At 31.5% G+C, this 12658-nt stretch carries 12 protein-coding genes; 7 read left to right on the forward strand and 5 right to left on the reverse strand.

All coding sequences use genetic code 11. The annotated features are described in order from the left end of the window. Positions 1 to 55 precede the first annotated feature (55 nt). Together JK636_RS16545 and JK636_RS16550 are read left to right on the forward strand one after the other, a co-directional pair. Positions 56 to 817, forward strand: a complete 762-nt coding sequence (locus JK636_RS16545; protein WP_202750105.1) for an ABC transporter ATP-binding protein — start codon at positions 56 to 58, stop codon at positions 815 to 817. 175 nt (positions 818 to 992) lie between these two features. Then, positions 993 to 2774 (forward strand): FtsX-like permease family protein, encoded by a 1782-nt coding sequence (locus tag JK636_RS16550; protein ID WP_202750106.1) that lies wholly within the window; start codon positions 993 to 995, stop codon positions 2772 to 2774. Between the two features lie 42 nt (positions 2775 to 2816). Here JK636_RS16550 and JK636_RS16555 read toward each other — a convergent pair whose 3' ends face one another. Further along, the gene (locus JK636_RS16555) at positions 2817 to 3413 is read right to left on the reverse strand and encodes a DUF1836 domain-containing protein (RefSeq protein WP_202750107.1); all 597 of its coding nucleotides are present in this window, start codon (positions 3411 to 3413) and stop codon (positions 2817 to 2819) included. Positions 3414 to 3747: 334 nt separating this feature from the next. On the opposite strand from JK636_RS16555, the gene JK636_RS16560 reads away from it, so the two are divergent. Genes JK636_RS16560 through JK636_RS16570 form a run of 3 tightly spaced genes read left to right on the forward strand, consistent with a single transcriptional unit; the run spans position 3748 to position 5717 of the window. Continuing rightward, positions 3748 to 4389 carry a hypothetical protein gene (locus JK636_RS16560; protein WP_202750108.1) on the forward strand — a complete coding sequence of 214 codons (642 nt, stop codon included), beginning with the start codon at positions 3748 to 3750 and terminating at the stop codon, positions 4387 to 4389. Between the two features lie 15 nt (positions 4390 to 4404). Beyond that, complete coding sequence (locus tag JK636_RS16565) at positions 4405 to 5055, forward strand: PspA/IM30 family protein (protein WP_202750109.1); 651 nt, start codon at positions 4405 to 4407, stop codon at positions 5053 to 5055. Between the two features lie 8 nt (positions 5056 to 5063). Next, positions 5064 to 5717, forward strand: coding sequence for a DUF1292 domain-containing protein (locus JK636_RS16570; protein ID WP_202750110.1), 654 nt, complete (start codon positions 5064 to 5066; stop codon positions 5715 to 5717). Between the two features lie 63 nt (positions 5718 to 5780). Here JK636_RS16570 and JK636_RS16575 read toward each other — a convergent pair whose 3' ends face one another. Continuing rightward, a complete protein-coding gene (locus JK636_RS16575) occupies positions 5781 to 6962 on the reverse strand; it encodes an HD domain-containing phosphohydrolase (RefSeq protein WP_202750111.1) in 1182 nt (393 codons plus the stop codon). A 303-nt stretch (positions 6963 to 7265) separates the two neighbouring features. On the opposite strand from JK636_RS16575, the gene JK636_RS16580 reads away from it, so the two are divergent. Then, positions 7266 to 8216: a YbgA family protein gene (locus tag JK636_RS16580; protein ID WP_202750112.1), complete on the forward strand. Its 951-nt coding sequence runs from the start codon at positions 7266 to 7268 to the stop codon at positions 8214 to 8216. 96 nt (positions 8217 to 8312) lie between these two features. Here the strand turns inward: JK636_RS16580 and JK636_RS16585 are convergent, their stop codons facing one another. Further along, positions 8313 to 9206 carry an HD domain-containing protein gene (locus JK636_RS16585; protein ID WP_202750113.1) on the reverse strand — a complete coding sequence of 298 codons (894 nt, stop codon included), beginning with the start codon at positions 9204 to 9206 and terminating at the stop codon, positions 8313 to 8315. A 240-nt stretch (positions 9207 to 9446) separates the two neighbouring features. On the opposite strand from JK636_RS16585, the gene JK636_RS16590 reads away from it, so the two are divergent. Further along, positions 9447 to 9902 (forward strand): hypothetical protein, encoded by a 456-nt coding sequence (locus JK636_RS16590; RefSeq protein ID WP_202750114.1) that lies wholly within the window; start codon positions 9447 to 9449, stop codon positions 9900 to 9902. A gap of 42 nt (positions 9903 to 9944) precedes the next feature. Here JK636_RS16590 and JK636_RS16595 read toward each other — a convergent pair whose 3' ends face one another. Both JK636_RS16595 and JK636_RS16600 read right to left on the reverse strand, forming a co-directional pair. After that, positions 9945 to 10778, reverse strand: coding sequence for a sulfurtransferase (locus JK636_RS16595; RefSeq protein WP_202750115.1), 834 nt, complete (start codon positions 10776 to 10778; stop codon positions 9945 to 9947). A 120-nt stretch (positions 10779 to 10898) separates the two neighbouring features. Next, positions 10899 to 12608, reverse strand: a complete 1710-nt coding sequence (locus tag JK636_RS16600; RefSeq protein WP_202750116.1) for a methyl-accepting chemotaxis protein — start codon at positions 12606 to 12608, stop codon at positions 10899 to 10901. Positions 12609 to 12658: the final 50 nt, after the last annotated feature.

The following is a 12658-nucleotide window of genomic DNA, read 5'->3' on the forward strand; positions in this document are numbered from 1 at the left end:
AGCGGAGCGAGAGTTTTAAATTACTCAGTGCTTCCGACTATAGGGAGGAATATATATGAGCGATGTTTTAGTAGCTAAAAATTTAAAGAAGGTTTATGGATCAAGGGGAAACGTATATACCGCACTTCATGATATAAACTTAAATATTAGAGAAGGTGAATTTGTTGGAATAATGGGGCCTTCCGGTGCAGGCAAAACTACACTTTTAAATATAATTTCAACTATAGACAAACCAAGCAGCGGTACCGTTACGATCGGCGGAGATGATATCGTAAGAATGAATGAAGAAAAGCTATCACTGTTTAGAAGAAATAAGCTAGGTTTTATATTTCAGGACTTTAACTTATTAGATACCTTAACAGTTAAAGAAAATATTATACTTCCATTAACGCTTTCAAAAGTGAATATTAAAGAGATTGAAAATAGGCTTAAAGAGGTTTCTATCAGTCTTGGAATTGATGATATTTTAAATAAGTACCCTTATGAAATATCCGGTGGACAAAAGCAAAGGACTGCTGCCGCAAGAGCTATTATAAATAAACCTGCACTCGTACTTGCAGATGAACCTACGGGAGCCTTAGACTCAAAGTCCTCTACAGAACTTCTTCAGTCACTTAATGATTTAAATGAAAATAATAATGCAACAATAATGATGGTAACTCATGATGCCTTTGCAGCAAGCTATTGCAAGAGAATAATTTTTATAAAGGATGGTTTACTGTTTACTGAGCTTGTTCGTGGTTCTTCACGCAAAGAATTCTTCCAAAAAATATTAGATGTATTAAAAACCTTAGGCGGCGGGCTTGATGATATGTAATAAAAGAAAGGATTGATTTTAAGTGGGTCTATTTAATATAGCCTTTAAAAATATAAAACGAAACTTTTATAACTATTTTTTATACTTTCTTTCAATGATATTCAGCATAATGATTTATTTTACTTTTACTTCTATACAATATAATACTCAGGTTCAAGAGCTTGCAGGCTCTTCCATGAAAATTTCAGTTGTTTTTAATTGTGCTGCAGTAGTTATTGCTGTGTTTGTAGCAATATTTATATGGTATTCAAATTCTTTCTTTACTAAAAAGAGAAAAAAAGAAATTGCGCTATATTCTCTTCTTGGCATTAGAAAAAAACAAATTGGCAGAATGCTATTCTATGAAAATATAGTTATGGGTATAGCAGCCCTAATTTGCGGAATCTTCATCGGAGGTCTTCTTTCAAAATTATTCATAATGTTACTAGTTAAGCTTATGGGTTTTTCAGCAGACATTGTATTCATGGTATCATCAAAGGCAATTTTAAACACATCAATAGTCTTTGCCGTGCTATTTTTAGCTACATCCATTCATGGATATAGATTAATTTATAGGTTTAAACTAATAGAACTTTTTAAAGCTGAAAATCTAGGTGAAAAAGAACCAAAGGCTTCTATTATTTTATCTATAGGTTCCGTATTATTTATTGGAGGAGGTTACTTAATATATACTAAAGGACTTCTTCTGTTTGGTGTATTATCAGTATTTATTACTCTGATTTTAACTGTAATAGGTACATTCATGCTTTTCTCTTCCTTAACCTTATATATTATAAAGCTGGCAAAGAAAAACAAGAAGAGATACTATAAAGGAATAAATATGATAGGAACTTCTCAAATGCTTTACAGAATAAAAGCCAGTGCAAGAACCTTAGCCACTATAGCGGTACTTAGTGCAACGACTCTTACAGCTATGGAGGTAAGTTCAAGCTTTTATTATGACTATTCCAATACTCTTGAGAAAGGTTATGCTTTTACTTATGCCTTAGCAGGTAATGATGACACCTTATATAAAAAGGTAGAAGATACAATTGCAAAGCATCCAAACAATAAGCTTCTTTCATCTGTAGATATTAATTTTGTAAAAGTAAACGGAACCTGGCCTAATGTCATGAAGTCAAATCATACTTCGCCATCAAATAAAACCAGCTTCTATATGGTGTCGGAAAGCAAGTATAACGAAATTATAAATGCGTGGGGCATTAAAGATAAAATCAAATTAAATGGTGCTGATGAAACTGTTGTATTCGATCCCTATTATAGAAAAGCTTTTATGAATTCATATACAGGAAATACTATTATAATTGATGGCAAATCTATAAAAATAGTTGATTGTAAAAATTATTCACTAGCAAACAATGGTATGATTAATGAAGCTATTGTTGTAAAGGATGAGGTTTATAATAGTTATCGTAAGGATGACAATGTGTATAGAATAAAGGGATACATTACAGCTAATAAAAAGGACAGTAAAGATCTTACTAAGGAACTTGAGGGAATGATACCTAAAGAATTCACAAAATTCAATGGAGATTTTATTAAGTTTACATCATATTACGATCAATATGTATCCGGACTTAGCTTTTCAGGAGTAATAATATTTATTGGGGCTTTCTTAGGATTACTTTTCCTAGTTGCTACAGGAAGCATAATATTCTTCAAACAGCTATCAGAGGCTAACGAAGATAAAAATAGATATAAAATTCTTAGAAATATCGGAGTAACAAATAATGAAATCAGAGCCTCAATCAAAAAGCAGATATTCATGATATTTGCACTGCCCTTAGCTATTGGTATAATGCATAGCCTGGTTGCTTCAACCCTTTTAGGAAAGACAATCAATACAAATTTAACAATACCAATAATACTTACAATTAGTGCTTATTCAATCATTTATATGATTTACTACTTCTTGACTGTGAGCTCATACTATAATATTGTTAATTCAAAAAATTAAAAAACCCGCCAAAGTTATTATAAGAACTTTGGCGGGTTTTATCTAACCCTGATTATATTCATCAACTATTTTTCTAGCCAGCTTTTTAATAGCACTCGCCTGAGCTATAAGAGACATAACTATAAGGAATACTAAAATCCTTTCCTCGTCAGAACCTTTTAAGCTGTTATCTTTAATAATATCTTTAAGTTTAGACTCCTTAAAATGATTTTCGGATAGAAAATCATTAAACATTTCTGCTTGCAGATTAGAAAAAATCTTATAAGCTTTTTCCCAGGATAATATATCATCGTTTCTATTATTAATGTTATTAAAAGCAAGCCCAAACACTTTTTTAATTTCTTCTGTGGTAAGTATTGGCCTCATATAACTTAAAAGCAATAGCTGTGCCAAATGATCCTTCGTATAACCCCTCTTCTTGCCATCATCAGGTTTTGATATAACTTCACCTTTTATATAATTCTGTACAATATTGCTGGTATATTTCTCATCTTCAAACTTATCATTCAAGTAATCGATTACTTGCGATAGGAATAAATCATAACGAGGTAAATCCTCGTAGGAAACAACAGTATTTTGCGCTATATCACTTGCTATCTTTTTAATATATTCGATATCGAATTCATTATTCTTTTCCATAAATTTGCCTCCTTGTATATTATCAATTCTTTCCCAAGGATTATGTTATGTCCTTACTTAGATTATACGGTATATTTAAACTTATTACAAGTTATATTTTATAAATATCTATTATGAAATATCGAGATATTTATAGAAATTAAAAGATTGATAGAGATTAGTCAATCTTTTACTGGATAAATGGTTGTTTATTATGCAATATAGGTTTATATTTAATTTGTAATACAGTAATACATACTATATAATAAAAACATGAGCTGATTAATACATATGAATATGAAGTTTGAAGAGCACATGGTATAATTGTAATATAATGTATTAATCTTTCTTGGGGGTGAAGAAAATTAGAAAAAAACGACAACTTATTTTTAGCTTAATTTTGGCTTTTCTGTTTGTATCAATAGATATTATAACACCAGGTATGTTTAGTAAGTTTACAGCAGAAAAAGACAGCTACATTGTTTATGCCGCTCCAAAGGGTGGAAGCAGTTTTAAATCCAGCAGCTTTAGCAGCGGATCAAAATCATCCAGCAGCTTTAGTACTCCAAAGTCTTCTTCGGGAGGCATTAAATCAGGAAGTTTTAGTACTCCAAAATCTTCTGGAAGTTCAAGTTCCAGTAGTAAATCTTCCGGAAGTTCAAGTTCTAGTACTAAATCATCTTCTGGAGGTTTTAAATCTGGAAGCTTCAGTACACCAAAATCTTTCCCCGGAAGCTCAAGCTCTTCAGGAAGCAGTACAAATAATTCTTCTTCAGAAAGCTATAGCTCAAGCGGTACAAAGCGAAGTATTATACCAATACCTATTCCTATTCCATGGGGAACAACAAGACATTACAGTACCCCTTTTGGAAGCTACTACAGCGGCCCCGGCCATATAGTAGGCAGTTTTTTTTCCGGACTTCTTAGATTTATCATAATAATAATAGTTATAATAATAATTTTAAAAATAATTAAAAATTCAAAAAGACGATTTTAAAGGAGGATTTTAAAAATGGGAGTATTCGACAGAATATCAAATATCTTAAGGGCAAAGGTGAACAATGCAATAGACGACATGGAAAATCCAGTTGAGCTATTAGATCAAAAAATCAGAGACATGGAAGAGAGTTTAAACACTGCTAAGCTTTCATCAGCACAAATCTTAGGAAATGTTCATGAAATTGAAAAGAAAATGGAAACTGCAGAAAAGGAATCTAAGGATTGGGACAACAAAGTAAGACTTGCAATGGGTAAAAGCGATGAAGAATTAGCTAAAAAAGCTCTTGCTAAAAAACTTGAAGCTGATAAAAACTATTCAAGCTTAAAATCAAGCTACGAAGATGCTCGTGCAAAAGCTGAAGCTATTAAAACTAAGCTTAGAGAGCTTGATGAAGAAATCGAGCAGACAAGAAGATACCGAGATGAAGCTGCTGCTAGATATAACAATGCAGAAGCTACTGGCAAGGTAAATGAGATTCTTGCAAATGTTGATACAAAGAACAATAAAATAAACATGGATGATATTGAAAGAAAAATTCAAAAGAAAGAATCTTATGCTGAAGGTCTTGGCGAATTAAAAACAGACAACACTCTTGAAGATGAATTTAAAAAGCTTGAAGAAGTTGACTTAGAAGAAGAACTTAAAAAATATAAACAGCAATAGGTGATGTAATGGGAAGAGCAGAAGCGTTTTTAAAGCATGAAAAGGAGCGTTATGGTAAGGTCTATGTTGACCTTACCTACGCTGTAGATAATATATCTCCTTTTGTAGATAAAGAAGATCTTAACAGAAGAAAATATGTTACCAAGCTTCCTGTTTTAAAAAAATATATTGATTTAGTTGAATCAGCAGAAAGAGAAGCTCATAAAAAAGGCGGTTTCTTAAATTTCTTTAATGATGACAAATATATTGATTTATTGAATTCTTATAAAAAAGATAATTTCGAAGCACTTAATCAGCTCGAACACTGCAGTCAGTGTGTTCACAGAAACTGCACCGAAAGTAAATTTGACGGCTGTCTTGGCTGCCGAGAAAATTCAAAAATAGTATATTGCGATCATGAAAGAATAAATGTAACTTTCCACGATAATTGGATACTTACACTTAATAATGATAGAACTGGTGATGTAGATAGACACAAAGTGCTTGCAACACTACAGGATGTTATTAAAGATCAAAAATATATTATTATAGAAAATATAAGAACCGATGAAAAATTTGTTCTTTACTATTATCCTGGAATTACTGAAGATACCTATGGTGAAATAAGCGATGCTGAAGAATTTGATTATGTAGTTTCAACTTATCAAAGCGTGGAGCCTTAAAGGATAATTAGACATACAAAAAGCACAGACTATTGCTCTGTGCTTTTTGTATGTCTATTAAATTCAACCTATCTCAAGCAGTTCCTCACCTGAACTCTGAAGTACATCTATAAACAACTCTACCAACTCTGAATTAAACTGTCTTCCCTTTTCTTCTATTAAAATCTGTACAGCTCTCTCGTATCCTAGACTTTTTCTATAAACTCTATTTGATGTCATGGCATCAAATGCATCTGCTATTGCAATAATCTGCGCTCCCAAAGGAATCTCATCTTCCTTTATTCCTTCCGGGTATCCCCTTCCGTCCCATCTTTCATGATGGTATTTTATTATATTGCTGATCTTTTTATAGCCATGTATTTTTCCAACTATACTGGATCCAATAACGGGATGATCTTTCATTATTTCATACTCTTCATTAGTAAGCTTATCAGGCTTTTTTAATATACTGTCTGTTATCCCAATTTTACCTATATCATGTATAGTTGCTGCTATCTTTATATTTTCTTTATGCTTATCATCTATCTCTAGCACTTCACACATTTTAGAAGTATATTTTAATACATTTGAAGAATGTCTTCCAGTATAAGTATCCTTTGCATCAATAGATTCTGCTAAAGCTTCTATTGTTGATAAAAATGTAGATTCTATTTCATTTTTTAATTCAACCTCTTTAGTTACATCATGAATATGAATTATCACTTTTGAAACCTTGTTTTCATTAACTACTGCATCAATATATGTATTAAAAACTCTATTTTCCTTAGTTATATTTGTTACATAGTTTAATCCGAACATTACACTGCTTTTTCCTGCAAGTGCAGATACTATATTCCTATATATAAAATTATTTTTTATTGAGTCAATATCAAGTATATTCTGTCCTAAGGCTTCATCTGAGCCAAGTATTTTTATTATAGCAGGATTTAAATATTCAATTATTCCCTTATTGCTAAGTATTATAAGTCCACTAGGAGTATTTTTAATAATTAAATCGTTCAATTTCTCACCCTTTTGATACATCCCTAATAGCTGTTCTTCCTCTAAATGCAGATTTTTCATTATAACTGCTAAAATTATATTACTACTTATATAAAGAAATAATTCAGCTAAAGATATTATTGTATAGCTGTTATTACCTAACTTAAATAAACTCCAAACAAATTGATAAATAAGTAAAATTGATAATGGAACATTAAAGAAACAGCTTATCATGAATATCCTTCTAATGGACTTTATGGTCATATTTTATAATCCTCCAAATTAACAGTACAAGTTATACACACTATTTTTGACTTAAGTTGACAAATTATCCCTGCATTTTACATATTAATTGTTTTTTATACATAAATCAATATATTTTACAGATAATTCATTCGACATTAAGCAAATATTATATTTTGCATATACTAATCCATTTTTGCTAAAATTAAAATATATAAAAATATTTAACTAGAAAATACATGTTCAATACATTTTTCATTCTCAGCTGTTGTTTATATAATATAAGTTATTAACAAGATAATAATTATAATTAGGAGATTAAAAATGATCAATTCTAAACCAACTGTGATAGTAAGCAAATGTCTAGGCTTTGCAAAATGCAGATACAACGGTGATACTATACCTGATAAGTTTGTTAAAGAGCTTGGTAATTATGTTAATTATATAACAGTCTGTCCTGAAGTAGGTATCGGACTTCCTATACCAAGAGAGACTATCAGACTTGTATTGGAAGATGATGAGATAAAACTTTTTCAACCTTCTACCGGTAGAGAACTTACTAAAGATATGCTTAAATTTTCAGAAGAATTTTTATCAAAGCTTCCTGAAATAGATGGCTTTATATTAAAAGGACGTTCACCTTCTTGTGGAACTAAAAATGTTAAAATATATCTTGGAAAAGAAAAAGCTGTTGGTTCTATAAAAGGATCAGGATTATTTGCGAGAACTGTTAAGGATAAGTTTCCTTCTAAAGCCATTGAGGAAGAAGGGCGCCTTACTAACTTTAAAATAAGAGAACATTTTTTAACTAAGCTTTTTACTTTCTTTTCACTTAGACAAATTAAAACTCTTGCTGATTTAGTTAAATTTCAAAGCGATAATAAATATCTTTTAATGGCTTATAATCAAAAGGAACAAAAAGTACTCGGAAGAATAATTGCAAATCATGATAAAAAGGATTTTAAAAATATAATGAAAGAGTATGAGGAGCACTTAGCCTTGGCTTTTGCTAGGGCGCCTAGATATACAAGCATAATAAATGCTCTTCAGCATATTTTTGGTTATTTTTCTGATAAACTTTCACCTAAAGAAAGAGCTTTTTTTCTAGAAACGCTAGAAAGCTACAGAGAAAATAAAATACCATTAAGTGTACTTATTCACCTTTTAAAAAGCTATGCAATCGAATATCAACAGGAGTATATCCTTAGACAAACTATACTTTCTCCTTATCCGGAAGGTTTGGTTAACTTAAGAGATTCTGGAAATGTAAATTAATAACAATAAAAAGTATAGGAGCTGCTAGAAAACAGCTAAACTTAGCGTGGTAGGTTAAGGTGTTTTCATGGCAGTTCCTACATTCTTAATTCTAATTTAAATATAAAGTTTCGTACCAATTCTTCTATCATACTCCGTCCAGCTTCCTGGCTCTACTCCATCCCTAATCTGTCCAACCTTATTCATAGTTGCATCAATAAAATCAGCATAATGAACAATATAGGCCTCTTCGGTATTAGGAACCTTTGGAGATCCGTATTCTACTTTTCCATGATGCTGAACCACGCAGCCTCTTATTCGGTTTTTAAAATCCTCTGAATAAATTTTTCCACCAGCGTTAAAGGCCTCCTCAAGCATTGTTATTCCTATCACAATATGGCCTTCCATTTCACCTCTCATGGATACTGAAAAAGGTCCTTCTACGTTGTACTCTACAGTTTTTCCTATATCATGGAGTTTCGCTGCAAGTATTGCTATATCCTTATGAAGGCAGTCATATCTATAAGCCATTGTTTTTGTCATATACATTACATTTAAAGTATGTTCTGCTAATCCGCCTATATAGTTATGATGCTGATTAAGACCTCCAATTCCTCTTTTAAAGCTTTCCACAAAATCTTTATTGCTAAAAAAATAATCATTTAAAGTTTTACATTCCTCACTTTTAAATTCTTCCTCAGACATATCTTGCATCTCTTCCATTATTTCATCTATAGGCTTACTGATTGCCGGAAGAAAATCATTTAAATCGTAATTAGTTTTCTTCTTATATTCCCTAACCTGAAACCCATTATTATTAGAAGCTTTTATATATATAACATCTCCAACCTTCAGGTTATCGGAATTTTGTATACAAACCTTAACATCTCCAGTCTTATCTCCTATATAAGCCTCTAGCCTTTTACCTTCATTAAACAGCCTCTTCATTATCATAAAGCTGCCTTCTATATATTCATCATTTTTAATATCTTTAACAAAGTTTCCTTTCATGCCTTCACATCCTTTTGCAAAATTCTGTGCTATAACTTATTTTTTTCTGTACTAAATTTTTTATCCTAAGTAATTTTTGTATTATCATAAAAAGGATTTTATTATTTTTTGTAGAAATATACTATGTAATGCTTTTCACAGCATAAATTATAATATAGAAAAAAATTACAGGCTTGTACAAAATTACTGCCTGTACTAAAAATGTGCATTTTTATTGCACAAAAATAGGGGGAGATAATCATGACTATCAAAAGTGTAAGAGAAATCAGCTATTTCCAAACTTTAAGAGATAGGGAAGTCAGAATTACCTTTGGAGAGTCACTTCATTTCATCAGCAACGTCATAGGCATTGCTAATGAAGAAATGGAGAAAAATCAATGTAATGAACTAACACACATGGAAAAAGAATGTATAACAACACTGCTAAATAAGCTACAAAATCAAGTATCCAAAGAAACTGAAAAGGTAAACTTAACTTTTATAGAAGCAGTACACCTTCATAATATACTTGAGTATTTTGAAAATAACTACGACCTTTTTAAAGAGTACGTACAAGACAAAAATACTTATAATCAGCTAACAAGCTTTATTCTTGTTCCAGCAAGCTATTATAGTACAATTTTCACTATTAAAAATAAGCTGGAATATAAACTTGGCTATCTAGCTGCTCATTCCTATAAGTATAAGCACAAATAAAAAATAAGCTGAAGTTAGGCATTTTACCTAACTTCAGCTTTCTTATTCTTCCTCTTTTACAATTGGATTTTCTTCATAGCTTATCCAATCGCTCCAGCTTCCTACATATAACTTAGGTTTAAAACCTATTTCATCCATTGCAATAAAATTACCGCAGCCATCAATACCGGAGCCGCATTGAAGAACTATTTCTTCATACTTTTCAAGTTCACTAAATCGTTTTTTAAGTTCAACATCCGTTTTGAACTCAAGCTTATCATTAAGCACTTCTTTCCAATAATAATTTTTAGCACCAGGTATATGTCCTGCCTTTTTATCAATAGGCTCAACTTCACCTCTATACCTTTCAGGTGCCCTCGAATCTACTATAACAAAGTCATTCTTACCCATGTTATCTTTAACTTCAAAGACATCTGTTATTATATTTTTATTTAAACTCACATTAAAATTTGCATGCTTTGCTGCTGGAATTTCTTTAGTCAATTCATAGCCTTTCCTTATCCAGGCCTTTATTCCTCCATTAAGAACATATACTTTCTCATGTCCTAAGTATTTAAGTATCCACCAAAATCTTTCTGCTCCTGCTAAAGCACCCTCGTCATAAGCAACAACTATTTTATCATTACCTATACCTGCCGCCTCCAGCTTAAACTTTAAAATCTTTATATCTGGTAGAGGACTTCTGCCGCCATGTTCTTTTACCTCTCCAGACAAGTCTTTTTTTACATCTAAAAAAACCGCATTCCTAATATGTCCCTCTTCATAACATCTTTTCCCATAGTCCCTATCATATAAATCGGCTCTGCAATCAACTACTACAAGATTATTATCATCAATATGCTCATAAAGCCAATCTGGTTTAACAAAATTACTCATAAGCTCTCTCCTTATAAACTTACTATCTTAATACCTATAATATAATATATTTTTTCAATTATTCATATCTCTTATAAATACAAAAAACTAGACTATTTAACTTTAGTCTAGTTTTTACATTTATATAGTAAACTTCTCTATAGCTTCTTTTAACGCCTTAGCACTAATATTGCTTATATCCGTATGTTCCTGAACTTCATTCACCTTTCCTGCGATATCTGCTACCCTTTTAGCCATGTCTTGAGTTCCTTCAGCACCTTCATTCATAGTACTTGCAACTCCATCTATAGCCTTAATAATATCTCCAACTGCCGCCTCTAACTCTTCAGCTGTTTCATTTATGTTTGTAACCAGTCCAGCAACAAAATCAGCATCATTATTATATTGCTCTCCTGTCTCAATCATTCCGTCATAATCCTTAGTTATGCTTGAATCTATAAAGTTCATTATTTTTTTGGAGCTGTCCGAAAGATTTTCTACAGACATTATAACCTGAGAGGCCGCTTTTTGAATTTCTACTACTGCATTTTTCGAATTTTCAGCTAAATTTCTAATCTCATCCGCAACTACAGCAAAACCTTTTCCTGCCTCTCCTGCTCTTGCGGCTTCAATAGCTGCATTTAACGCCAGCAAATTAGTCTGATCAGATATTTCAAGTATAGTATTAGAAAGTACATTTATTTGCTCAACAGTTTTTGTCTTTCTTATTGCCTCTTCAAGCTTCTCTTTGGTTTCTCTATATATTTCCTGTGCACTATAGCTTGATTTTAACGCATTATCCTTAAGAGTCTTGGCTCTATAGCTTATCTGTATAGCTTCCTTCGAACCGCTCTGAGCCTTTTCAGTCAGAAATCCTACATTAGCTTCAATATTATTTGAGGAAGCTCCGATCTCTTCTGCTGTAGCAGCAGTTTCCTGCATACCAGAGCTTAAATTCTCTATTGTATCAGATGTATCCTCAACGATTGTTCTTAATGATCCAAGAAGAGTAGAAACCTTATCAGAAGCTTCTTCCACATTTTTAGAACAGAAATTTACATCAGTCATTATTTCTCTTATATTCTCGATAAATTGATTAACCCCTTGAGCTAAATCACCTATCTCATCCTTTGAACTTATATCTATTTTTCGAGTTAAATCTCCCCCGCTTTCAGCTAGCACAACTAAGCTTTTTCTTAACTTTCCAAGTGGCTTTGTAATAGATACAATGATAGCTAGTCCAGCTATTATTGAAAATATCACTGCGGCAACAACTATTCCTATTAATATAAATTCTGCTTTATTAAAAAGCTTATTTGCTTCATTGCTTGCTTCTGTGGCATGATCTCTATTATATTTAACAAGCTGCATCAATTTATTTGATAAAATATCAAAATTTAACCTAGCTTCTCTTGAAGCTATAGATTGAGGCTCTGCTGTCTTAAGTTCCAAACTGAGAGGCTTTATTCTTCCATATATCTCATTCATGCTATCTATGTCAGCTTTAATTGAGTTAAACATGCTTCTATCCTCTTCGGTTGTTATAAGCTTTTCATAGGCTGCCAGATTCCTCTTAATCTCCTCATTTATTCCATCAATCTGTTTATCAACATCAGCCTTTTCTGATTTATAATTTAGGCTTATATGTTTATTTTCAGCAACTGAAAAATTTGATATTAAAGTGTTTATAGAATGAGCATAATCCATTCTTTGGAGCCATTCATTTGCAATAATCTTTGAGGAATTATTAACAGTATAAATTGTTTTAAGCGAATATATTCCAAGACTAATCAAAAGTAAAATAATTAAACTAAAAGCAAATATTAGTTTTCGTTTTATTGTAAGTCTCATTTTTGTGTCATCCTCTCTTCAAAATTGCCAAAATCTTATGTTTATTAACT

Source organism: Clostridium rhizosphaerae (assembly GCF_016765585.1).
In the GTDB taxonomy this organism is placed as follows: domain Bacteria; phylum Bacillota; class Clostridia; order Clostridiales; family Clostridiaceae; genus Clostridium_AT; species Clostridium_AT rhizosphaerae.